Annotated in this window: 24 protein-coding genes; 3 read left to right on the top strand and 21 right to left on the bottom strand. The window is 34.5% G+C overall.

What is annotated here, in order from left to right; all coding sequences use genetic code 11:
• Positions 1 to 55: 55 nt before the first annotated feature.
• The 9 genes from DI487_RS11300 to DI487_RS11260 form a co-directional block, all read right to left on the bottom strand.
• Complete coding sequence (locus DI487_RS11300; protein ID WP_109569743.1) at positions 56 to 385, bottom strand: DUF2147 domain-containing protein; 330 nt, start codon at positions 383 to 385, stop codon at positions 56 to 58.
• 67 nt (positions 386 to 452) lie between these two features.
• Complete coding sequence (locus tag DI487_RS11295; RefSeq protein WP_109569742.1) at positions 453 to 818, bottom strand: hypothetical protein; 366 nt, start codon at positions 816 to 818, stop codon at positions 453 to 455.
• Positions 819 to 829: 11 nt separating this feature from the next.
• Complete coding sequence (locus DI487_RS11290) at positions 830 to 1,576, bottom strand: hypothetical protein (protein WP_146193456.1); 747 nt, start codon at positions 1,574 to 1,576, stop codon at positions 830 to 832.
• 107 nt (positions 1,577 to 1,683) lie between these two features.
• Positions 1,684 to 2,460 carry a LytR/AlgR family response regulator transcription factor gene (locus DI487_RS11285; protein ID WP_109569740.1) on the bottom strand — a complete coding sequence of 259 codons (777 nt, stop codon included), beginning with the start codon at positions 2,458 to 2,460 and terminating at the stop codon, positions 1,684 to 1,686.
• 187 nt (positions 2,461 to 2,647) lie between these two features.
• Entirely contained in the window at positions 2,648 to 3,652 is a 1,005-nt protein-coding gene (locus DI487_RS11280) for a sensor histidine kinase (protein ID WP_170108202.1), read from the bottom strand.
• 132 nt (positions 3,653 to 3,784) lie between these two features.
• The gene (locus tag DI487_RS11275; RefSeq protein ID WP_146193454.1) at positions 3,785 to 4,318 is read right to left on the bottom strand and encodes a hypothetical protein; all 534 of its coding nucleotides are present in this window, start codon (positions 4,316 to 4,318) and stop codon (positions 3,785 to 3,787) included.
• Between the two features lie 167 nt (positions 4,319 to 4,485).
• Positions 4,486 to 4,842: a response regulator transcription factor gene (locus tag DI487_RS11270; protein WP_109569737.1), complete on the bottom strand. Its 357-nt coding sequence runs from the start codon at positions 4,840 to 4,842 to the stop codon at positions 4,486 to 4,488.
• A gap of 2 nt (positions 4,843 to 4,844) precedes the next feature.
• Positions 4,845 to 5,840 carry a GAF domain-containing sensor histidine kinase gene (locus tag DI487_RS11265; RefSeq protein WP_109569736.1) on the bottom strand — a complete coding sequence of 332 codons (996 nt, stop codon included), beginning with the start codon at positions 5,838 to 5,840 and terminating at the stop codon, positions 4,845 to 4,847.
• Positions 5,837 to 6,772 (bottom strand): PAS domain-containing protein, encoded by a 936-nt coding sequence (locus tag DI487_RS11260; protein WP_109569735.1) that lies wholly within the window; start codon positions 6,770 to 6,772, stop codon positions 5,837 to 5,839. The genes DI487_RS11265 and DI487_RS11260 overlap by 4 nt, the downstream gene beginning before the upstream one ends.
• Positions 6,773 to 7,156: 384 nt before the next feature.
• Here DI487_RS11260 and DI487_RS11255 point away from each other — a divergent pair, with 384 nt between their 5' ends.
• Positions 7,157 to 7,351: an LLM class flavin-dependent oxidoreductase gene (locus DI487_RS11255; RefSeq protein ID WP_109569734.1), complete on the top strand. Its 195-nt coding sequence runs from the start codon at positions 7,157 to 7,159 to the stop codon at positions 7,349 to 7,351.
• An 82-nt stretch (positions 7,352 to 7,433) separates the two neighbouring features.
• Here the strand turns inward: DI487_RS11255 and DI487_RS11250 are convergent, their stop codons facing one another.
• From DI487_RS11250 to DI487_RS11230, 5 genes are all read right to left on the bottom strand, one after another.
• Positions 7,434 to 7,865 (bottom strand): hypothetical protein, encoded by a 432-nt coding sequence (locus tag DI487_RS11250; protein WP_109569733.1) that lies wholly within the window; start codon positions 7,863 to 7,865, stop codon positions 7,434 to 7,436.
• 17 nt (positions 7,866 to 7,882) lie between these two features.
• Positions 7,883 to 8,572, bottom strand: a complete 690-nt coding sequence (locus tag DI487_RS11245; RefSeq protein WP_109569732.1) for a hypothetical protein — start codon at positions 8,570 to 8,572, stop codon at positions 7,883 to 7,885.
• A gap of 223 nt (positions 8,573 to 8,795) precedes the next feature.
• Positions 8,796 to 9,425: a uracil-DNA glycosylase family protein gene (locus tag DI487_RS11240; protein WP_109569731.1), complete on the bottom strand. Its 630-nt coding sequence runs from the start codon at positions 9,423 to 9,425 to the stop codon at positions 8,796 to 8,798.
• Complete coding sequence (locus DI487_RS11235) at positions 9,425 to 12,871, bottom strand: methylmalonyl-CoA mutase family protein (RefSeq protein WP_109569730.1); 3,447 nt, start codon at positions 12,869 to 12,871, stop codon at positions 9,425 to 9,427. Before DI487_RS11235 ends, DI487_RS11240 begins: the two co-directional genes overlap by 1 nt.
• Positions 12,872 to 12,984: 113 nt before the next feature.
• Complete coding sequence (locus DI487_RS11230) at positions 12,985 to 14,679, bottom strand: acyl-CoA synthetase (RefSeq protein ID WP_109569729.1); 1,695 nt, start codon at positions 14,677 to 14,679, stop codon at positions 12,985 to 12,987.
• Between the two features lie 278 nt (positions 14,680 to 14,957).
• Here DI487_RS11230 and DI487_RS11225 point away from each other — a divergent pair, with 278 nt between their 5' ends.
• Complete coding sequence (locus tag DI487_RS11225; protein WP_109569728.1) at positions 14,958 to 15,698, top strand: DUF4197 domain-containing protein; 741 nt, start codon at positions 14,958 to 14,960, stop codon at positions 15,696 to 15,698.
• Positions 15,699 to 15,835: 137 nt separating this feature from the next.
• On the top strand, positions 15,836 to 17,077 hold the full coding sequence (locus DI487_RS11220) for an MFS transporter (RefSeq protein ID WP_109569727.1): 1,242 nt from the start codon (positions 15,836 to 15,838) through the stop codon (positions 17,075 to 17,077).
• On the opposite strand, the gene DI487_RS11215 is transcribed toward DI487_RS11220, so the two are convergent.
• The 7 genes from DI487_RS11215 to DI487_RS11190 form a co-directional block, all read right to left on the bottom strand.
• Positions 17,074 to 17,280: a putative signal transducing protein gene (locus tag DI487_RS11215; protein ID WP_109569726.1), complete on the bottom strand. Its 207-nt coding sequence runs from the start codon at positions 17,278 to 17,280 to the stop codon at positions 17,074 to 17,076. The genes DI487_RS11220 and DI487_RS11215 overlap by 4 nt on opposite strands.
• An 11-nt stretch (positions 17,281 to 17,291) precedes the next feature.
• Positions 17,292 to 17,879, bottom strand: coding sequence for a DEAD/DEAH box helicase (locus tag DI487_RS11210; RefSeq protein ID WP_308219318.1), 588 nt, complete (start codon positions 17,877 to 17,879; stop codon positions 17,292 to 17,294).
• 59 nt (positions 17,880 to 17,938) lie between these two features.
• Positions 17,939 to 19,102, bottom strand: coding sequence for a sigma-54-dependent transcriptional regulator (locus DI487_RS11205; protein WP_109569724.1), 1,164 nt, complete (start codon positions 19,100 to 19,102; stop codon positions 17,939 to 17,941).
• Between the two features lie 118 nt (positions 19,103 to 19,220).
• Positions 19,221 to 19,784, bottom strand: a complete 564-nt coding sequence (locus tag DI487_RS11200) for a mechanosensitive ion channel family protein (RefSeq protein ID WP_245896364.1) — start codon at positions 19,782 to 19,784, stop codon at positions 19,221 to 19,223.
• An 8-nt stretch (positions 19,785 to 19,792) separates the two neighbouring features.
• Positions 19,793 to 20,044, bottom strand: coding sequence for a hypothetical protein (locus DI487_RS16340; protein ID WP_245896361.1), 252 nt, complete (start codon positions 20,042 to 20,044; stop codon positions 19,793 to 19,795).
• Position 20,045: 1 nt separating this feature from the next.
• On the bottom strand, positions 20,046 to 21,350 hold the full coding sequence (locus DI487_RS11195; protein WP_109569723.1) for an ABC transporter permease: 1,305 nt from the start codon (positions 21,348 to 21,350) through the stop codon (positions 20,046 to 20,048).
• A complete protein-coding gene (locus tag DI487_RS11190) occupies positions 21,350 to 22,273 on the bottom strand; it encodes an ABC transporter ATP-binding protein (protein WP_109569722.1) in 924 nt (307 codons plus the stop codon). The genes DI487_RS11195 and DI487_RS11190 overlap by 1 nt, the downstream gene beginning before the upstream one ends.
• Positions 22,274 to 22,324 lie beyond the last annotated feature (51 nt).

Here is a 22,324-nt window from a genome sequence, read left to right as displayed (position 1 = left end):
GCATTTTTTGCCAAAAAAACAAGTTATGGGATTCGCTTCCAAACTTTCTTTCGACTCATATTGTGGTAAAACACTTTAATTTCCAACCGATCCCGAGACTGCAACCGCAATTCAGCATTAAAAATATGACTTTCCCCGGCAAAGTGATTTTCCCATTCCAGTAACTATCCTGAAATTGAAAATCGTCCAATACGATATCTCCGGGTTTAGCTTTCGGTTCTTTTACTTTTAACCAAACTACTTTTCCCAAATACGCTTTTTCTCCTTTAAATATCTCTATTCTACGTGTTCCGTCCGGATTTTCCCATTGTCCAATAATTGCATCAGAGTTAGCCGTTTGAAACCCAATACAGAAAAAGATCAAAAAACTAATTATAATTTTCATTCCAGACTTTATTAAAAAAGAAAAACACCTCATCCGATATGAGGTGCACTCTAATCAACTTATAAAACTATTTACTCCTATTGGCTTTAAATCGTTGTTTCATTTCCTTTCTATTCTCTGTCTTATGGTCTTTAAAGGCTTCAAATTCTTCTTCAGTCAAGACTTCTTTCAGTTGAGTCTCTCTTTCTTCTCCTAAAGCTTTTAATTCCTTAAACTTTGTCATTCTACCGGAATCCTTTTCTTTGATCTCTTCTGTTTTAGTTACAAAATCTAAATTGATCTCCTGAACTTTTTTTTCGGTTTCTTCATTGAACCCGATTTGTTCTTTCATTCTTTCCGTCATTTCTGTTGCTTTCTCTTCTGTAGTTTTTTCTTGTGCAAAAGCTCCGAAGCTTACAAAGAAAACGGCAAGCAATACTACTGCTTTTTTCATTTTTTTAGTTGTTAAAGATTAATAATATAAGTATTTCCGTTGATAACTAATGTTGCTGTTCCGTCACCGTTGAATGTAACAGAACCATTGTATGTATATTGATTTCCGTTTGAAACTGTTCCGACAAAATGCACAGAAGCTGTACCGGCCTGAATTTCATAAGATGTTTTGTTTACTTGCAAATCAGAGATGCTATATGTTAACGTACTGGTAAATGAATTCCTATAGCGCACTTTAGAAACCTGAGAACCGTTGCGCTCATAAGAACCGTTTAAAGATATATTATCTACTAAAGTATTTAACCCTGTTAAGTTCCAATCGGCATTTGAACTGTCATCAGAAGTCATTCTAGGCGTATCATAGTTTCCTGTATTAGTAAACTGATATGAAAAATTTTCAGGAGCAGAGTTCCCGGCACAATTCATCTGATAAGTCGATACAAATTGGTAATTTGCTGAATAGCTATTAACTTCATTTTGAAATGAATAGTTATGATTGTATGTTTCTCCGCAATTAATATCCGGTGTTTCTGTATAGACTCCCTGCTCGCCTGCCAATGAAACGGTTACTTCAATGGTTTTAGACAATCCTCCGGTATCTTCTTTTAAAGAATTTTCGATTATTTCAACAACATCTTGCTCCTGTAATGTTTCAGATGAATCAGTTTCGTCATCACTACAAGAAACTACCACCTGAGCCGACATAAAAAGCACTGTTATTATTGTCAGCCTTTTTAAGGAATAGATCAACTTTTTCATAATTCTTGTTTTTAATTTCTTACTCAAAAGTAACATTTCCTGTTTTTGGCTTTTAAACTTCCATTATGAAAGTGACAAAATAAAAACTGAACGGCACAAGGTGTGTATTAAAATTTTTCAATCCATTTTATCAATAGGGGTGATTTGGTCTTACTGATTATAATTTCCTGAGAAACGGGTAGTTGTAACTTAAGCAACATTCTTCTGGAAAAATAATTCTCCAACGATTGTATTGCTGTCCGATTCACTATGAACTGACGGTTAGCTCTAAAAAACTGATCAGGATGCAACAGTGTTTCAAATTCATCCAGAGTCTGGTTGATAAAATATCTTTTTTTCTCAAATGTCACGATGTAAACATTCCCTAATTCGTAATGAATATAAGCGATCTGCTCTGTTGCTAACGGAATGATCTTTTCCTGAAAATGAACCAGAACGGTTTTCTTATACTGATTCTCAGATACCGAATTCACTAGGGTTTGAATCGTTGTATAATTAGGTAAACGATCTGTTGGAACCAACGCTTTCTTTAAGTTTTGATATTTCTGAATACTTTGCTTTAATTTATCGTCATCAATAGGTTTCAGCAGGTAATCTATTCCATTGGTTTTAAAAGCCTCAATAGCATATTCATCATAAGCTGTACAAAAAATTATAGGTGTTTGTACTTCGACCTGCCTAAAGATCTCAAAACTTAGCCCGTCGGCTAGTTGGATATCTGAAAAGATAATATCCGGACGGGAATTCTCCTTTAACCATCGAACCGTACTTTTGATTGAAGCTAGCATATCTAAAACCGTAACTTCTTCAAATGACTGCTCAATACTCTTCTTCAATTCCCGAGCCGTTTTTATTTCGTCTTCTATAATTAAAACTGTCAGCATCTTATTTCGTTTAATGTATTAATTGGTTCCGTTTTTGATATCAGGATGTGTACAACACCACATTCGTCCGAAAACCTGAAATACAATCCATAATTTTATTAAAATATATTTATAATGTATTCAAAATAATAAAAGTATATTGAATTCCTCCTACATATCCTTTAACTTAAAGAAGAGGTTTTCTCTTTCATAACAAAGGGAGTTTTACAGTGAAATAATCATCCTTTACAGCTATCTCTATTTCTTGTTCCGAAAGATATTCGTAGCGTTTCTTTATATTCTGCAGGCCTTTACCGGTACTCTTTTCCACCGACGATTTAGGTTGGTAATTGTTTCGAACGAATAGCATTTTTTCTTTATCAAAAATTTCGATCTTTAACGGATCCTCAAAAGAAATAACATTGTGTTTAATGGCATTTTCGATCAAAAGCTGTAATACTAAAGGCGGTACCTGCAATTGTAGCGCTTCTGCTGAAATATTGACAGAAACTTCTATTGCTTCTTCAAATCGTTCTTTTACAATATGCAAATAGGATTCAATAAAATCTAACTCTTCTTTTAACGAAGTTAAATTAGAATCGCTCAAACTCAGTAAATACCGATATACATTAGATAACTTATTGATATAGACTTTTGAACTCTCATCGGTAACCATTGTACGAAGTGTACTCAGCGAATTGAATAAAAAATGAGGGCTGATCTGCTGCTTTAAAGAATCTAACTGAGCTTCTAGTTTTTCTTTCTTTAATTGCTCTATTTCTGTTAAGGCATGTTGTTTTTCGTATAATAAATTGAGATAAAAGACTATAAAGTAAATAATTGCACTGAAGAGGATTCCCCTAAAGAACAACATCAATAGCTGTTTTTTTTCATTCAGATCCCGGATCAACGGAAAATCAGAATACAGTATTCTGAAGTCCCCGAAAAAAGCTTCCAGAATCAGTTGATAAAAAATAGAAATCAATCCGGACAGTAGTAAAAAAATAGCAGTATAGAGAATCACTTTCTTTTTTTTGTAAACAAATGCCTGACTGAGGATCCAATACATTAAAGTAAGTACGAACAGGTACATAAAATGATTGAACAGGTATTGCAAATCATCTTTATTCAGACGAATGAATCTTGGGGCTGTTGCCAGTGCACTAATTACAAAACTGATTAAAATTCCTTTATTGAGGGCAGACCACTTCATTTTCATTTTCAACTTTAAATCAAAGATAGTGTATTGTTCTGCAATGAGATACTAAAAACGAAATGAAACTGCCATATTGGATTTTGAAAAGGGCAATAAAAAAGCCTTGAAAAATCAAGGCTCATATTATTTTTATTTCAAGGGAATCTTTGTGACATTACTGTCATCTATATGATAATATTCTATGACGGCATTGTAATCTGAAAAATCTACAGATGCAGTCATCTTATTCCCAAAATATCCGGGAATAACAACCACTCTAAAGATTTGGTCATACTTATAAGAATCATTTAATGTTGGTAAATCATAACCGGATAATACGATTTGCGTATCATATTGGCTAAAATCATTTGAATAACCAAAATCTAAAGTTCCATCAGGAAAAAAATATGTTTCAGGAAGCGGTTTCCAGATATCTCCGACTCCACCTCCGTCATAAGCTGCTAAACGATAAACCAAAACCATATCGGAAGTATATGTTGCTTGGGGGAAACCTAAAATTACAGTATAATTATTTGTGGAAGTAAAATCCACATTGGTATATTCCCAAACTTCACTGATAGTATCACTATCATAACCATCGTCCTGAACATAATATTCTTCTTTTGTACAACTCTGTAAAATTGCCATTCCGGCTAATGCGAATAATAGTATAACTTTTTTCATAACCTTTTTGTTTTTTGTGGTTCTATATGTGTTGTTTTCAATAGTCGTGCCAAAAAATAAAAATCGCTCACTTGTATTAAAAACAGCATCCCAAATTTACTCAAAAGGTCAATACTAGAAAAAACAAAAATGTTAAACAGGACTATTTTATTTCTGATAAAACCGAATCAACATTCGAACAGTTTCTCCATTCGGTTTACAAAATCGTTGATATCAAAAGGTTTCGAGATATAATCCACTTTATGAAGCTCTCCGCTTTCAACGATATTGTCTACACTCGCAGACATCATTAATATAGGAATATTCTTTAAACCTTCGAGACTTTTAAATTCTTTGGCCAGATCTGCTCCGTTGCCATCCGGCAACATCATGTCCAGAACAAAAAAATCAGGAGTTGTTCTGTCTAAAGCTTTTAACAAGGAGTTTATATCATGAAATGCATGAGCATCATAACCTTTGCGTTTAAGTAGCAACAGTACTAATTGAGAAATTGCCAAATTATCTTCAAGAATAAAAATTTTCATACCTAAACGTTTTTTTGGGGAATTTTAAATATAAATTCTGAACCTTCATCTAAAACACTATTCACAGAAAGTGTTCCTCCATGCTTTTTGATGATCTTACTGCATAAAAACAGACCTATTCCTATACCACTAATATTTTTCTTTGACGGAACTCTGTAAAATCTATCAAAGATATTGTGTATGTGTTTTTCCGAAATACCTATTCCGTAATCAATTATTTTGACTATTACTTCGTCTTTTTCACTTTTTATCTGAACGAGCACCTTATCTGCATCCGGTGAGTACTTAACGGCATTGTAGATTAAATTATATAATACTTGCTGAATTCTTCTTTTATCGGCTGTGACCATCATTGGTCCCTTATTATCAAATAGGATTTCATGCGTATTCTGAGCATATAATACTGTTTCTATCGTGTTTTTTACTAAATCTGATAAGCAGAATTCGCTTTTCTCTAAGGATATCTTACCGGCTTCAATTTGTCCTATATCTAAAAGATCGCTCACTAAAAGGTTAAGGGCTTCTACCTGTTCCAGTACTTTTTCAATATATATACATAGATCATTGTCCTGATTGACTTCGCTTAATACTTGTATAAAACCTTTAATAGTCGTCAGTGGACTTCGAAGTTCATGTCCGACAACTGTAATGAACAGGTCTTTTTTATCTGACAACGTCCTTACATTCTCTAATAATTTGGAGTTCTCTAATGCAACTGCTGCCTGACTGGCTATACTTTGCATCATTTTAATATGTTCTTGTGAAAATTTTCCTGGTTCGGGATGTCCGAATAATAAACTTCCCATATTCTCTCCCGTCATAGAGACTACGGGAATTGACATATAGCTTCTTACCGGCAGATGACCTTTCGGCAAACCATTATGAGGTGAATTCTTTCCGAAATCATAGTGTTTTGTAACATCGTTTGCAATAAACCCTTCTTTACTATTAAATGTTTTTTTGAAAATATCGGTATTTCTAGGCATTCCTAACTTCATAAAATCTTCTCTCCTAGCCCAGACAAAGTAAACAGTTTCATTGCCTCACCATCTTCAGTTAGCGAGTTATAAAAAAAAGCTCCGTAAGCTGCTCCGCTAAATTTAGTTGTGACATCCGTTACTATTTGTAAAATATTCTGAACATCAAGATTTTGAGACAAACTTTCCCAAATATCATTCAAATACTGTAAATTTTCGACATGCTTTTGTAAAAGTTGGCTATCTGTCACATACCGTGTCACATCTGAAAAACACTTACTGACACCGATGACCTCATTAGTTTTGTCATGAATTAATTTGGCTGAGATCTTAACATATCGCTCACCTATCTTAATTTCTTTTTCGATAATTGCAGCTTCGCTTTGTTTCAGTTTTATAATTTCCGACAAAGCGTTGTCTTCGCTTAAAACAGGAATATCTAACGTAACTTCAGTTATTTTTTTCCCGATGAGTTCACTTCCCTTTATTCCGAACAATTTTTCAGCTTCTAAATTCCAAACGACTATCTCACCTGTAATTGTATAACAAATAACGCCCTCTACTGTTTCATTTACTAAAGAATCTAAAAACACCGACAAGTTGTTCTGACTTTCCTCTTCTTGAGTTTTAAAAAAGAATACGATTAATTCTTCATCAACTTGTTTAACACTGAAAATATTTTTTAATAAAGTATCCTTCTCCAAAAGCCCTACAGCTTCAGAAATAGTGTTTTGAGAATTTAAGATTGTTCTGAGTTTCTTGTTGATTAACGGGTAAGATTCCCGAAAAAGTGACTGAATACAATTATATACATTGAGAGCCCCTTCCTGTGAATTGATCCCAACTTCTTTTTTATTGGAATATAAAATCTCTCCTATACTATTTGTTACACAAATATAAAAAGGAGCAAGATCGTATAATTCGAACTTCTTTTTTATCAGATTCAATGGCATTTTAAGTCTCTTAAATTGTTTTCTTATCTCTTTTTGTTCTCTCTATACAAAAACATACTTGTATTACAACTCAATCCGAAAACAAACACGGTATGATTTGGGTCTAATTTCCTCTTATAAAAGCAGCCTACTCCTTAGCGCTTGCTTTTATTTTTAAAGCAACAATTTAGTAAAAAAAACATATTCATCAAAATATTATGATTATTATTACATTTTTAAATCCATAATACCTGTAATAAATTACAAAAAAATATGTCAATGTTATTTTTTTAAGGCTATTCCCCATTATTCCCTTTAATCGGAATGTTAAAAGAGTGATAACAAAAAAGGATTTTTACAGGCTTTTTTATAAGTTTACTTTATGAAAAGATACAACTAAGCCTCATGATACCTTATTCCTTTTTAGATCTGGCTCACGTTTGTGAAGGCAGCTCCATCACTGAAACCTTTCAAAAATCTGTTGAAACGGCACAACTAGCCGATACATCAGGTTATACCCGATATTGGTTTGCAGAGCACCACAATATGAAAAGTGTGGCTAGTTCGGCTACTTCTGTTTTAATAGGACATATCGCCTGAAAAAACATCAAAAATAAGAGTGGGATAAACTAAAAAAGCAACCTGTTTAGGTTGCCTTTTATTATATAAATCAAAGTATATTTTACAAATAGAACATTTTAAGTACGCCTAATAAAACAAAGTTTAATATAAGATGAGATATTAACATATCCTTTTCAACCTGTTTTTTATAAAAAATTAAGAAGAAAGTAAAAAAGCCTGCCACAATGGATATTATCTTTCCATAAATTTCTATAGGTTCAACACTAATGATAGAATATAAAGCTATAAAAGTAACCGAAAAGGCAAAAATTAATTTAGATATAATCTCAACTGTCCTGTTATCTTTATATTTTATCTTCAATATTTGAAAAGGAAAAAAATAAAATGATATACCTAATAAAATAAAAAAAGAAAAGTGTTTGAATATAGAAGCTATAATGTTATTAATTGAAAAAAAAGAAATAACACTCAGTAAAAAAATAAATATTATTAAGTTCATATAATATTTATTATTATTTAATAATGTTTTCATAATTTACTTTGTCTAAATTAATAACACCCCCAACTACATGATGCGTAATCCCACATAACATTTGCAGCAGGGTTTGTTGCTATCCAATAAACCCAATCAACAATATTTTTGTCTTTATATTTGTTTCCCATACAAATATTAACACACATTTCCCAACAATTGAACCCCGGACAATCAGGATTTCTAACTTTCATAAATTGCTCTTCATACTTCACGATAGAAAGAGTAATTAAAACATTCTTAACTTCTTCTTGATCTTGAAAATTATCTATTACAAATTGCTCATATTCTAAAGCCTTTTGAAGACGATCATTTTCAACAATACTATTAAAATAGCTTTCTAAAATAATTTCTTCTTTTTCATTCAAATCAAATTCCGTATACGAATATTTACTCATTTCATTTTCTACAAATAAGTCAAAAGTCTCTTTACTTCCAGATGATTCTTTAACTTCTACAAGTTTCTCTGAAATTTTATCTAATGAGTTATATAACTCTAATCCTAAATAATCATAGCTGTTATCTTTGTTTTCAATTTCTGAATAAGATTCTCTTAACATATTAGAAAGAGATGAGTTTTCAATACTCTTAAGAGCAGTTCTAAGATCTGAATACTTATCTTCTTCAGATACATTATTTTCACAAGAATAAAATGTAACAACAGTTAAAACTAAAACTGATGTAAAAAATAAAAACGATTTTTTCATTATTCTTTTAAATTAATCTTGTAAAGATATACACAAGTTAACATCACTCGGGTATAGATTTTCTGTACATTTTGTTAAAATTTTCGGTTAATAGCCAGCTCTTAAAATATCAATTACATCCATCATTTTTAACAAAAAACAAAGAATAACAGAATATAATAACTATTAAGTACTATGTATAGCCTCTTTTGCTGAAATTATGTCGTCATAAATTTTAAGAGAACTACGAATCCAATTCTTTTTCAAATTGCTTTTTTACTTCATCGTAGCTGATACGACTGGCAGTAGAAGTCGAATTTAAGACTACACAATCGATAATTCTCCCGTATACACTGATCTTAAAAGTGGTACCTGAGTTTAGCGTTTTAGGAATAAAACCTATTATTTCAATCTCTTTTGTTTGATTGATATACTTTAAAAATGCTTTAGCTGTACTATTCTGAGATGAATATCCGGGTAGTACTATTTTTTTCAATTCCGGATGTTTTTTCAGTATTAGCAGAATATCCTGAAATGTAGTTATTTCTATGGCTGTATCTAAGGCACTGGTTCCTTTTCGAAGAATTGTTTTTCCTAAGTTCTGAACTCCTGCATTCAGTTTCTGCATAATAGAAAATCGCTCTTCAACAGCTTCTTTTTCTGAAACAATAGGAACAGTAAGGTTAACTTTTGCTATTTCTGCCAGGATCTTCCAGAAACGGTTTATTTTATTGGGATAATAAAAAGGATAATCCCAACGTTTCGCATGAGGTGGAAAACTGCCCAATATTAAATAATACATAGGAGACACATCCCGATACCACTCAGGATGTGTCTCTTTTATTCTTTCATTGCTTCCGCTATGGGTGCTCATTACATATTGCGTCTATACTGCCCGCCTACCTCAAATAAAGCAGTCGTAATTTGTCCTAACGAACAGACTTTAGTGGCTTCCATCAATTTTTCAAAAATATTCTCATTTTGAATCGCTGCACTCTGAATGTCTTCAATCTGAGCTTTTACTTCAGTTACTTTAGCTTTTTGTAAATTGTTCAACGTGGCAATCTGGAATTGTTTCTCTTCTTCTGTTGCACGAATAACTTCAGCAGGAATTACAGTTGGCGAACCTTTTGAACTTAAGAATGTATTCACTCCGATGATCGGGAACTCTCCGGTATGTTTTAAGGTTTCATAATACAAGGATTCTTCCTGGATTTTCGAACGTTGATACATCGTTTCCATTGCTCCTAATACACCGCCGCGTTCTGTAATTCTGTCAAATTCCGCTAAAACAGCTTCTTCTACTAAATCTGTCAGTTCTTCAATAATAAACGAACCTTGGATCGGGTTTTCATTTTTAGCCAATCCTAATTCCTTATTGATGATCAACTGGATCGCCATTGCTCTACGCACAGATTCTTCTGTTGGCGTTGTAATAGCCTCATCATACGCATTCGTATGCAATGAATTACAGTTATCATAAATAGCATATAACGCTTGTAAAGTGGTACGAATATCATTGAAATCAATTTCTTGTGCATGTAACGAACGACCTGAAGTTTGAATATGATACTTCAACATCTGTGCTCTTTCATTTGCTCCGTATTTATTTTTTAAAGCTTTAGCCCAGATTCTTCTGGCTACACGTCCGATCACTGCATATTCCGGATCAATACCATTAGAGAAGAAGAATGATAAATTCGGCCCGAACGCATTGATATCCATTCCTCTGCTTAGATAATACTCAACGTAAGTAAATCCATTAGCTAATGTAAATGCTAATTGAGTGATCGGATTTGCTCCTGCTTCTGCGATATGATATCCCGAGATAGAAACCGAATAGAAATTACGAACATTTTTTCGGATAAAATATTCCTGAACATCACCCATTAAGCGCAAAGCAAATTCTGTAGAAAAAATACATGTATTCTGTGCCTGATCTTCTTTTAAAATATCCGCCTGAACCGTTCCACGTACTTGTGATAATGTTTTTATCTTAATTTCATTATATACCTCAGTCGGTAAAATCTGATCTCCTGTTACTCCTAAAAGCAGTAATCCTAATCCATCATTACCTTCCGGTAAATCACCATTGTATTTAGGTCGGTTTAACCCTTTATCATCATATAGCGCTTTCAGTTTTTCTTCTACCAAATGCTCTAATTCATTTTCTTTGATGTATTTTTCACAATTCTGATCAATAGCCGCATTCATAAAGAAGCCTAATAACATAGGTGCCGGACCGTTGATAGTCATGGAAACAGAAGTTGCCGGATGACTTAGATCAAAACCTGAGTATAATTTTTTAGCATCGTCCAAACAACAGATCGAAACTCCTGCATTACCGATTTTCCCGTAAATATCAGGACGTAAATCCGGATCATTCCCATACAAAGTAACCGAGTCAAAAGCGGTTGATAAACGCTTAGCCGGCATTCCTAAACTTACATAATGAAAACGTCGATTGGTTCTTTCAGGTCCGCCTTCACCGGCAAACATACGAGTCGGATCTTCTCCTTCCCGCTTGAACGGATACAAACCTGCAGTAAACGGAAATTCTCCCGGCACATTTTCCTGTAAACACCAATGCAATACATCGCCCCAAGCCTGATATTTAGGCAAAGCGATTTTAGGAACCTGCGTATGCGAAAGTGACTCACTATGCGTTTTAATTTCGATAACTTTATCTCTAACTTTAAAGCTATAAACCGGATTTTTATATTTGTTTACTTTTTCATCCCATGTTGTGATGATTTCCCAATTGTATGGATCTAAATTCATTTTTACACGGTCGAATTCTTTAAACAATAAGTCTAAAAATTCTTTATTACCATTATTAGCTACGCTGAGAATCCCTTCTTGATTCAATCCGGTTTTCTCCAAAAGAGATTTCTCACTTTCGCTCGAAATGGTAGCTACACTACAAATCGTTTTGAAAATTCCGTATAATTTTTGCGCTACTTCTTTTTGCGACAAAGCACGCTCATCATAACTTCTGTTGTTTTCTGCAATTTCTGATAAATAGCGGGTTCTATGCGGCGGAATTACAAATACTTTTTCACTCATTTCTTTGGTAATCGCAAAAGTAGATTGTAGATCAACACCTGTTTTTTCCGCTACTTTATCCATAATGGCCTTGTACAACGAATTCATTCCCGGATCGTTAAATTGCGAAGCAATCGTTCCGAAAACCGGCATATCGTCCGGTGTTTTATCCCAAAGGTTGTGGTTGCGTTGGTATTGTTTTTTCACATCACGAATAGCATCTAAAGCACCTCGCTTGTCAAACTTGTTCAAGGCTACTAAATCAGCAAAATCCAACATATCAATTTTTTCCAATTGAGTAGCTGCTCCGAATTCCGGAGTCATGACGTATAAAGAAACGTCGGAATGATCTAAAATTTCCGTATCACTCTGACCGATACCTGAAGTTTCCAGAATAATCAAATCGTATTTAGCGGCTTTTAATACCTGAATCGCTTCAGCCACATATTTGGATAGTGCTAAATTCGACTGGCGCGTAGCCAAAGAACGCATATAGACTCTTGGATTATTGATCGCATTCATACGAATTCTATCCCCTAACAAAGCTCCTCCTGTTTTACGTTTTGAAGGGTCTACTGAAATTAATCCAATTGTTTTTTTCGGAAAATCGATTAAAAAACGACGAACCAGTTCGTCTACCAATGACGATTTACCTGCGCCGCCGGTACCGGTAATTCCTAACACCGGAATTGTAGTTTCTTTATTTTCCTGATGGATTTTATCTAAAGTGTCTTTCGCAATTTCCGGAAAGTTCTCTGCTGCTGAGATCACTCGCGCAATAGCTCTGCTGTTTTTTTCTGTCAAATGATTAACCTCTCCGTTCAAATGATCTCCTACCGGAAAATCAGCTCGTTGCACCAAATCGTTAATCATTCCCTGAAGTCCCATGGCGCGACCGTCATCCGGTGAATAGATCTTTTCTATTCCGTATTCGTGTAATTCTTCGATTTCCGAAGGAAGGATCACTCCGCCTCCACCGGCAAAGATTTTAATATGACTTGCTCCTTTTTCATTCAGCAAATCAAACATATATTTTAAATATTCTGTATGTCCTCCTTGATAAGAAGTCATTGCAATAGCATTCGCGTCTTCCTGAATAGCAGTATTCACGACTTCTTCCACACTTCTGTCATGTCCTAGGTGAATCACTTCGCATCCGGTAGACTGAATAATTCTACGCATAATGTTAATGGCTGCATCATGTCCGTCAAACAAAGACGCTGCCGTAACAATTCTTACTTTATTTTTAGGTTGATAAGGTTGTACCTGTTCCATTTTTAGTTTTTGTTATTTTGGGTCTGCAAGGTAATCAATTATTACGTTTTCGTAAAATATTTAACGTAAACAAAGCTTTGCTTTAAGGCTTTATCAATAATAATTTCATTTTGTTATTTAGAATAGAAAAATTCGCTATCTGATCCGGATTGTTTAGCCTTATTTTCTGCTTCTGATGCTCTGAGTTCTACACGTCGTATCTTACCGCTGATCGTTTTAGGCAACTCGGCAACAAATTCAATGATCCTTGGCATTTTATATGGCGCCAGATAACTTCTGCTAAAGGTAAAAATGTCAATTGCCAAATGTTCCGTAGGTTCGTGTTCCTGATGTAAAACTACAAATGCTTTTACCTCATGCCCTTTAATAGGATGTGGTGAGCCTACCACTGCCGATTCTATTACGGCATGATGTTCCAGCAAAACACTCTCTACTTCAAATGGTCCGATACGATAATCAGACGCTTTAATTACGTCATCGTCACGACCTATAAACCAAATATAACCTTCCGCATCCCGATAAGCCTTATCTCCGGTATAATACAACCCACTGTGAAAGGCTTTTGCTTCTCTTTCTTTATCAAAAAGGTACCCTTTAAAAATTCCGTTAGCTGTTTCACCTCGTTCCATTCGTACACAAATATTTCCTTCTTCGTTATCCGGCAGAATATTACCATCGTTGTCTGCTATGACCACATCGTATAAAAAAGTTGGTTTTCCCATAGATCCGAATTTTACCTTTTGTCCCGGTAAGTTTGCAACCATACAGGTACTTTCAGTTTGCCCGAAACCATCTCGAATGAGAACTCCGGTTGCGTCTTTCCATGCCTCTATGATTTCCGGATTTAAAGGTTCGCCCGCTGCCACACATTCTCTTAATGAAAAAGGATAAGACTTAACATCCTCTTGAATAAACAAACGCAAAACTGTTGGCGGCGCACATAAAGTGGTAATTTTATGCTTTGAAATCAGTCCAAGTGTGGTTGCGGCATCAAAACGATTGTTTGTATGATATGCAAAGATCGCTGCGCCAACATTCCAAGGTGCAAAAAAGCTACTCCAGGCAAATTTAGCCCAACCCGGCTGTGAAATATTATAATGTACATCGTTTTCCGTTAACCCTATCCATGTTGTTGTTGTTAAATGCCCTACCGGATATGAAAAATGAGTGTGGCACACAATTTTAGGCATACCTGTTGTCCCGGAAGTAAAGAACATAAATAAAATATCATTCGCTTTGGTAGCCACAGCTTCGGCCACTGTACTTTCTTTTTCAATATCTTCCAGAGTATACCATCCTTCTCTGACACCATCGCAAATAATCTTCACCGAGATTTTAGATCCGGAAACCGCTTCAGCTTCATCTGTTTTGTGGGCATTATTCATATCTGAAATAATGACTTTAGGTAATGTTTTTTCAAAGCGATAGGCTAAATCCTGAACTCCCATGATCGTCGCTGTAGGAATCATTTGCAAACCTCCCTTAATAGTTGCTAATGTTGCAGCCCAGCTAATGGGTTGCAACATCAACTGTGTTAAAATGATATCGCCCTGCTCAACGCCTTTATTTCGTAAAAAATTGAGTAGTTGATTACAGTTTTGACTCATTTGAAGATACGAATAAGAAACTGTTTCCTCCCCGTCTGTCCATAACAAAGCTGTTTTATCCGGCGTATTTTTTACATGAATGTCTTCAAATATTTCGGAAGCCCAATTAAAATATTCGGGTTTATCAATTGTTATGTTTTCCAGTTGTTCAAATGTTCTGTTTTGTATAATTTGAGTAATTTGCTTAAACGTATTTTTCATTTTTTACAGTTAATTTGGTTCGTTTTATATTTATTCTTGTGTTAGTTTTATAAAACTATTAAAAATTTATCTATATATTTTTACAAAATTCATTTTAACACCACAATATATAGTATTTTAGCAATATTTAACATTTTTTACATTCATTCGTACTTTAACAACTTACTAAGAACCTTAGTATACAGAATTTATTATTTTTGATCTATTAATGAATTCATGAATATTGGCATACTTCATGCTATACAATTGAAAAAATGTTTAACCATAAATGGTATCTGATGAAAAAAATTATTTTTGCTTTAGTTCTACTTCCTGTATTTTCAAACGCTCAGTTTAAAGATTTATTAAAAAAAGCGGAAGAAAAACTAAATTCAACTACTTCTACTACATCTTCCACTTCCGGGATTTCTCTAAGCAATACTGATATCAGTGCTGCACTTAAAGAAGCTTTAAACAAAGGAGTTTCTGAACAAGTGACAAAACTTACCGCAGTAGACGGATTCTATAAAAACGAAGCGGTAAAAATTTTGCTTCCGGATGAGTTACAAAAAGTAGATGCTACTTTGCGTAAAATGGGAATGAGTGACCTGGCTGACGAAGGAATTAAATCGCTGAACCGGGCTGCTGAAGAGGCTGTAAAGGAAGCAACTCCTATTTTCACTAATGCTATTACTTCCATGTCTATAACAGATGCTAAAGATATTTTAATGGGAGAAGAGAATGCCGCCACCACTTATTTAGAAAATACAACTACAACAGATCTGTATGCTAAATTTAATCCGGTGGTAAAAGAATCATTAGGAAAAGTAGGTGCTGATGCTATTTGGAGTAAGATCATTACAAAATATAACGGCTTACCTTTTGTTTCCAAAGTTAATCCGGATCTGAACGATTATGTTACTCAAAAGGCTTTATCAGGGGTTTTTACGATGATAGCTGTAGAAGAAAAAGAGATCAGAAGCTCTATTGACTCCAGAACAACTGAATTACTTCAAAAAGTATTTAAATTACAAGATTAAAATATACGGTCATTTATCTGTCCGTATTCAACAGACCATTTTTTTAATGGTCTGTTTTTTTATTGCTTTTGTATAAAATAGTATTACCAACCTATTGTTTAACTTACTATTTTTATAGTATTCTAATGTTGTAAAATATGCCTTTATTCAATTATCGCTTTATAGAATTGATCGCTTCCAAAACCAAGTTTAAGAAAAGGTTCAAAAATCTTGGTTTATCGGCACAGCACAGAATACTATTAGCTACAGCTCTTTTCTTTTTCGGAATGGGTTTTTGCTTTGCCAGTTGGGCTAGCAGGATTCCTGACATCAAAACTTTTTTAAATTTATCCGAAGCAGATCTTGGATCACTCCTTTTTGCAATTCCTGTGGGACAAATTCTGGCAATGCCCTTTTCCGGCAAGGTGGTAACTCGCTATGGCAGTAATAAGATCGCTATTTTCGGTTTATTGTTATATGCCTTTTTCTTAATTATCGCCGGATTTTCAGACACGGTTTACAGCTTAGCCCTCAGTTTATTTTTCTTTGGTTTCTTTGGTAACTTCTGCAATATTGCTGTCAATACTCAGGGAGTTGTCACCCAACAACTGTTAAACAAACCGATTATGGGAAGTTTTCACGGTTCCTGGAGTTTAGCAGGATTTAGCGGTGCTCTTTTTGGTCTTTTCATGATTTCTTTGCATTTAAGACCATTTGTTCATTTTATCTTGGTCTTCTTAATTATAGTATTGATCGTTCTCTTTAACGGTTCTTGGTTAGTTAAATCAAAAAAAGTTAAAAAAGAAGACCAAACGGATAGCGCTTCAAAAAACAGCTCCTCCTTTTTTAAAATTTCTGATTCCAATTTAATCTGGTTCGGAATCATTTGCTTTTGTGGTATGGCTAGTGAAGGGATAATGTTTGACTGGAGTGGTGTTTATTTTAAAGAGATCATAAAAGCTCCGGAAAACTTAGTTATATTAGGCTATACTTCTTTTATGATCACAATGGCATCCGGAAGATTCTTAAGCGATTATTTAGTCGTTAAATTCGGCTCTAAAAAAGTACTTATCTATAGTGGTATTGCTATTTCAACAGGTTTATACATTGCTGTTTTGCTTCCCCATTTAATCAGCTGTACTTTAGCATTTATGTTAGTCGGTTTCGGCGTAGCCAATGTTGTACCGATCATGTTCAACGCTGCCGGAAGATCAGAGAAAGTTGCTCCCGGAATTGCTCTGACAATTGTTTCCAGTATCAGTTTTTTAGGTTTTTTAATCGGGCCACCTGTAATAGGTTTTATCGCTGAAGCAACCAGCTTAAAGTATTCTTTTGCCTTAATCGGAATTTTCGGTTTTCTGATTGCCTTGATTGTAAGTCGTCTTAAAATTTCTTTTTAAAGTTTGTCAAGAATATCTTTTATTTTTTCATATTCTTCTTCTGTAACATACAATTCAACTGCTGCATCTGTATTCCCGAAGCCGGCCAGTCTGGCAGATTCATACCCATTTTTCACAATAGGTTCTATTCCTCTTTCTTCTAATTGTTGCTTTACGGCTAAAGCTTCAATCTCGCTTCCTGAAAATATTTTAATTTCTTCCATAACTTACATTTTTATTCCATTTCATAAAATAGAGGTTCTCTTTCTTCGTCGTTTAAAGCTACTGTTTCTACTCTTTCTGTGATCTGTGAACAAAAGAACAATCGCTGCCCTTTTTCCATACTTGACAACAACCTTAATATAATTGAATCGTATCGGCTTTTAAGCATACTGTCCAGATCGTCAAATGCTATAATTTGTAGTTTATTGACATTATATCCGGCTCCGGAAAACATTTGGTTCAAACGGTTAGGTGTACCTATTAAAACATCTATTCCGGCAGAAATCTCATTTTTATCTTCGTCAATATCCGTTTTATCATGGGTACTAAAAATACGAAGTTTATTGTACTTATTTAACTTCTCAAACAGTTCACCTATTTCCAGTACTTTCTGCTTATCCTCTACCATGATCAAAGCACGGGGCGATTCTTCTGCCGGTTCTTTCAGTTTTTGAATGATATTCAGTACTAATGTTGTTGTCTTTCCCGTTCCTTTCAGACTTTGAATAACTAAATCTGTTCCGCTCTTTATCGGTGAAAAAGTTTCCTGTTGCAATTCATTGGCTTCCGTAAAACCGTTTTCTACTAAAGCTTTTTGCAAATTTGTATTTATCTTTTTGAGTTGCATTTATTCTGTTACTGATGAATTGTACTTATAATTTACTTGGAAGCGAATAATTTTACATCTTGTTCAGAAATTTCATTTCCTCCCAAAATAATCAATCGCTCCACCACGTTTCGTAATTCACGTATATTACCTGTCCAGTCATACTCCTGTAGCAATTGAATCGCTTTATCTGAAAAAGACTTAACCAATGTTCCTTGTTCACCTGCTATTTTCTCTGCAAAATGTTCCAAAAGCTTCGGAATATCTTCCCTTCTATCATTCAGTGCCGGAACTTTAATTAAAATAACAGCTAAACGATGGTATAAGTCTTCCCGAAAACGTCCTTCCTCAATCTCTTTTTTCAGATCTTTATTCGTTGCTGCAATTACCCGTACATCAACTTTAATATCTTTGTCAGCCCCTACTCTCTGGATCAGATTTTCCTGTAGGGCTCTTAATACTTTGGCCTGTGCCGGCAAGCTCATATCTCCTATTTCATCCAAGAAGATAGTACCTCCGTTAGCCGCTTCAAATTTTCCGGCCCGATCCTTTACCGCAGATGTAAAAGCTCCTTTTATGTGCCCGAACAATTCACTTTCAATCAACTCAGACGGAATGGCAGCACAATTTACCTCAACTATCGGCTTTGCCGAACGGTTACTTTTTTCATGCAACTGATGTGCCACTAATTCTTTTCCGGTTCCGTTAGGTCCCGTAATCAAAACCCGGGCATCTGTCGGAGCAACTTTATCAATCATTTCTTTAATTTGATTGATAGCATCGCTATCCCCTATCATTTCATAATTCTTGGAAACTTTCTTCTTTAGAATTTTATTTTCAACTACCAGTTGTTTCTTATCTAATGCGTTGCGTACGGTATTGAGTAAACGGTTCAGATCCGGTGGTTTTGAAATATAATCAAATGCTCCTAAACGCATAGTGTTCACTGCTGTTTCCAGATCTCCATGCCCGGAAATCATGACCATAGGAGTTTCGGGTTTTATTTTTTTTACAGCTTCCAGTACTTCAACCCCATCCATCTTCGGCATTTTTATATCACAAAGCACTAAATCGTAATCTTCGTTTTTGATCTTTTCGACACCTTGTAAGCCATCTTCTGCTTCTTCCACTTCATAAGTATCACTTTCTTCAGAAAGAATCTTACTTAACACACGACGAATTGCGGCTTCGTCTTCTATTACTAATATTTTAGGCATTTATTATTTTTTTAGACTTTACTCAACGGGGATAAAGTTAGTAAAAAAGTAAGAGAATGTAAATCCTACCTTATATAAGCTACTGAAACTTTCCGGGCTAAATGATTGCTCTGAAAATTTAATTAATGATATGAATATCTCGTTGCGGGAAAGGTATTTCAATTTTATTTCTTCGGAACGCTTCGTCGATCTTAAAACGAATTTCACTTTGAATGATAGGGCTTTCCATACCATTTTGTACGTAAAAATACACTGAAAAGTTAAGTGATGAATCGCCAAAGTCTTCAAAAAGCACTAAAATAGATTTAGTTGTCACCACTCCGTTTACTCCTTCTACACATTGCTCCAATATTTTTTTAACCAAATTGACATCACTCCCGTAAGCCACACCTACAGAAACCTGCTCGCGATTGATCTTAGAATTTTGTGTCCAATTGAACAACGGATCAGTCATAAACTTATTGTTAGGAATGATCATGATGCGATCGTTACGGGTCTTCATACGGGTACTTCGTAATTTAATTTCGGTAACCTGACCTACTTTACCATCAACTTCAATAATATCTCCTACGTGTAACGATTGGTCTAAAATCATTAAAATTCCGGAAATAATATCCTGAAAAAAAGTTTGCAACGCAAAACCTATCCCAACAAAAACGGCAGCTGAAGCTGTTAAAAACACATTAATGTTTACCCCGAAGAATGTAGTGTAAACATTACTGCTATAATATAGGCTATATATTTAATGAATTGAAAGACACTGACAAACTTGTTCTTATCTTCTAACGGTAACCTTCTTGTTATTAAATTCCGAATGAATCGCAGGGCATAGGTTGTAAAAACAAGTGCAAAAATTAACAACAATAGATTCCATACGGTAAAATCAACTTTATCCGTATCGATCAATTTGAATGAAAGAAAGTCAATTATTTGCTTTCGCATATTAATATTTCAGCCATTTATACAATTCTTTCCAGGTCGGACGTTTGCCGTACATCAATATTCCTACTCTGTAAATCTTAGACGCAAACCACACTACTAAAGTAAAGGTAGCAAATAATAATACCATTGACAAAATAATTTGCCAAGGCGGTACTCCAAACGGAATACGCATCAGCATTACGATAGGCGAAGTAAACGGAATCAAGGAGAATACCGTTGCAACTGTACCATGAGGATCATTAATAACTGTAAAGAAACCAATATAAACCCCTAACATTAACGGCATGACGATAGGTAATAAAAATTGTTGCGAATCGGTCTCAGAATCTACAGCCGCTCCGATAGCAGCGTACAAGGAGCTGTATAAGAAATAACCGCCTATGAAATAAATTATAAACGAAACGATCATTAACCCTAAAGGCAAATTCATGATTTCGTTAAAATACAATTGCATTTTAGACAAATCTGCTGATTGTTTAGCCATTTCTACTGCCGCCGGGTCAACAGAACCTGATCCTAATTCCAAGCCTAAAAAGTTTTTAGCCACAAAAGCCAAAATAAGTCCGACTACCACCCATATTAAAAATTGCAAGATTCCGGCTAAGGAATTCCCGATGATCTTACCCATCATCAATTGGAATGGTTTTACAGAAGAAATGATAATCTCAATAATACGATTGGTCTTTTCTTCAATAACACTTCGCATAACAAAATTTCCGTAAATGATAATAAACATCATAATCAGATATCCCATCACACCTCCGATAGCTATCTTGATCTCATTCAATCCTTTTAAACTTTCTTCTCCGGAGAATTTTGATAATTTCAAAGTTGAATTTGCTTTTGCTTCTTCAATTTTATCGGCATCAAATCCCAACTTCTTTAATTTATCTGATGTTAATGCTGAATCTACAACAGTTTCCACATTTGATATAAATTCAATACTCGGGCTATCTTCTGATATGTATTCTACTTTGTCTTTTAATTGCTGAATAGAATCCACCTTAGGAATATACAATAGTCCTTCATAGCTTTTACTTGCTGTATCTTTAGCTGTTTCAAATGGCATCGCCGACAAATCAGTATAGGCAGTAAATTTATCACTTTTAAAATCCCCTTTTAGGTAACCGGCTTCGTCATGAATCGCAATTTTTGTCACCGAATCTTTATTCATTGAAGCCAAAACGCCTATTAAGACTCCCATTCCAACAAATAAAAGCGGACTTAAAAAAGTCATTACAATAAATGATTTATTGCGCACTTTTGCGACAAATTCTCTTTTTATAATAAGGAATAATTTTTTCATTATTTGCTGCTTACGGTTTGAATAAATATATCGTTAACACTTGGAATCTTTTCTACAAAATGAGTAACCTGCCCGAAAGCAGTTAAAATTTCCAACAACTCATTTGATTTATGTTCGCCTAACTGCACTTCCAGTTTCAGATCATTGTCTAAAGATTTAAAATCCGTTTGCCCCACTGTAAACTTTTGAGTCAACTGATACATTAAACCTTCAACATTATTAGTCAAAATACCGACCTGAAACGTGTTGCTTCTGAACTGGCGTTTAACATCCGTTAATTTCCCTTCCAGCAGTTTATTTGATTTATTTATTAAAGCAATATGATCACACATTTCTTCCACACTTTCCATTCGGTGGGTTGAAAAAATAACGGAAGTTCCTTTTTTATTCAATTCTATGATCTCGTCTTTAATTAAATTAGCATTAACGGGATCAAATCCTGAAAAAGGTTCGTCTAAGATCAATAGCTTGGGTTGGTGCAATACCGTTACAACAAACTGTATCTTCTGTGCCATCCCTTTTGATAATTCCTGGATCTTTTTATTCCACCAGTCTTCTATTTCAAATTTTTCGAACCAATATTTTAGCTGTTTCTGTGCTTCTTCTTTTGACAATCCTTTTAACTGTGCTAAATACAAACATTGTTCACCGACTTTCATGGTTTTGTACAACCCTCTCTCTTCCGGCAAATATCCAATATGTTGAATATGTTCCAAATTTAGCTTTTCTCCATCCAGCAGAACAGTTCCGCTATCCGGGATCGTTATTTGATTAATGATTCGGATCAATGAAGTTTTTCCAGCCCCGTTAGGTCCTAATAATCCATAAATACTTCCTTTAGGGACTTGAAGCGAAACATTATTCAAGGCTGTAAAATCACCATATTGTTTCACTACATTTTGAACGTCAAGAATATTGTTCATTACAGTATTTTAGTTTTTTACTGTTAGTAATGTTTTGTAAAGAATTGTTAC

The sequence above is a fragment of the Flavobacterium sediminis genome, from assembly GCF_003148385.1.
GTDB classification, from domain to species: Bacteria; Bacteroidota; Bacteroidia; order Flavobacteriales; family Flavobacteriaceae; genus Flavobacterium; species Flavobacterium sediminis.
The sequence above is the reverse complement of the archived record's forward strand: the minus strand, read 5'-3'. Positions and strand labels throughout refer to the sequence as shown.

Excerpts from the sequence above, each read along its gene's own strand:
- DI487_RS11300 (WP_109569743.1), bottom strand. The coding sequence starts at position 385 with ATGAAAATTATAATTAGTTTTTTGATCTTTTTCTGTATTGGGTTTCAA.
- DI487_RS11295 (WP_109569742.1), bottom strand. The coding sequence starts at position 818 with ATGAAAAAAGCAGTAGTATTGCTTGCCGTTTTCTTTGTAAGCTTCGGA.
- DI487_RS11290 (WP_146193456.1), bottom strand. The coding sequence starts at position 1,576 with ATGAAAAAGTTGATCTATTCCTTAAAAAGGCTGACAATAATAACAGTG.
- DI487_RS11285 (WP_109569740.1), bottom strand. The coding sequence starts at position 2,460 with ATGCTGACAGTTTTAATTATAGAAGACGAAATAAAAACGGCTCGGGAA.
- DI487_RS11280 (WP_170108202.1), bottom strand. The coding sequence starts at position 3,652 with ATGAAGTGGTCTGCCCTCAATAAAGGAATTTTAATCAGTTTTGTAATT.
- DI487_RS11275 (WP_146193454.1), bottom strand. The coding sequence starts at position 4,318 with ATGAAAAAAGTTATACTATTATTCGCATTAGCCGGAATGGCAATTTTA.
- DI487_RS11270 (WP_109569737.1), bottom strand. The coding sequence starts at position 4,842 with ATGAAAATTTTTATTCTTGAAGATAATTTGGCAATTTCTCAATTAGTA.
- DI487_RS11265 (WP_109569736.1), bottom strand. The coding sequence starts at position 5,840 with ATGAAGTTAGGAATGCCTAGAAATACCGATATTTTCAAAAAAACATTT.
- DI487_RS11260 (WP_109569735.1), bottom strand. The coding sequence starts at position 6,772 with ATGCCATTGAATCTGATAAAAAAGAAGTTCGAATTATACGATCTTGCT.
- DI487_RS11255 (WP_109569734.1), top strand. The coding sequence starts at position 7,157 with ATGATACCTTATTCCTTTTTAGATCTGGCTCACGTTTGTGAAGGCAGC.
- DI487_RS11250 (WP_109569733.1), bottom strand. The coding sequence starts at position 7,865 with ATGAAAACATTATTAAATAATAATAAATATTATATGAACTTAATAATA.
- DI487_RS11245 (WP_109569732.1), bottom strand. The coding sequence starts at position 8,572 with ATGAAAAAATCGTTTTTATTTTTTACATCAGTTTTAGTTTTAACTGTT.
- DI487_RS11240 (WP_109569731.1), bottom strand. The coding sequence starts at position 9,425 with ATGAGCACCCATAGCGGAAGCAATGAAAGAATAAAAGAGACACATCCT.
- DI487_RS11235 (WP_109569730.1), bottom strand. The coding sequence starts at position 12,871 with ATGGAACAGGTACAACCTTATCAACCTAAAAATAAAGTAAGAATTGTT.
- DI487_RS11230 (WP_109569729.1), bottom strand. The coding sequence starts at position 14,679 with ATGAAAAATACGTTTAAGCAAATTACTCAAATTATACAAAACAGAACA.
- DI487_RS11225 (WP_109569728.1), top strand. The coding sequence starts at position 14,958 with ATGAAAAAAATTATTTTTGCTTTAGTTCTACTTCCTGTATTTTCAAAC.
- DI487_RS11220 (WP_109569727.1), top strand. The coding sequence starts at position 15,836 with ATGCCTTTATTCAATTATCGCTTTATAGAATTGATCGCTTCCAAAACC.
- DI487_RS11215 (WP_109569726.1), bottom strand. The coding sequence starts at position 17,280 with ATGGAAGAAATTAAAATATTTTCAGGAAGCGAGATTGAAGCTTTAGCC.
- DI487_RS11205 (WP_109569724.1), bottom strand. The coding sequence starts at position 19,102 with ATGCCTAAAATATTAGTAATAGAAGACGAAGCCGCAATTCGTCGTGTG.
- DI487_RS16340 (WP_245896361.1), bottom strand. The coding sequence starts at position 20,044 with ATGCGAAAGCAAATAATTGACTTTCTTTCATTCAAATTGATCGATACG.
- DI487_RS11195 (WP_109569723.1), bottom strand. The coding sequence starts at position 21,350 with ATGAAAAAATTATTCCTTATTATAAAAAGAGAATTTGTCGCAAAAGTG.
- DI487_RS11190 (WP_109569722.1), bottom strand. The coding sequence starts at position 22,273 with ATGAACAATATTCTTGACGTTCAAAATGTAGTGAAACAATATGGTGAT.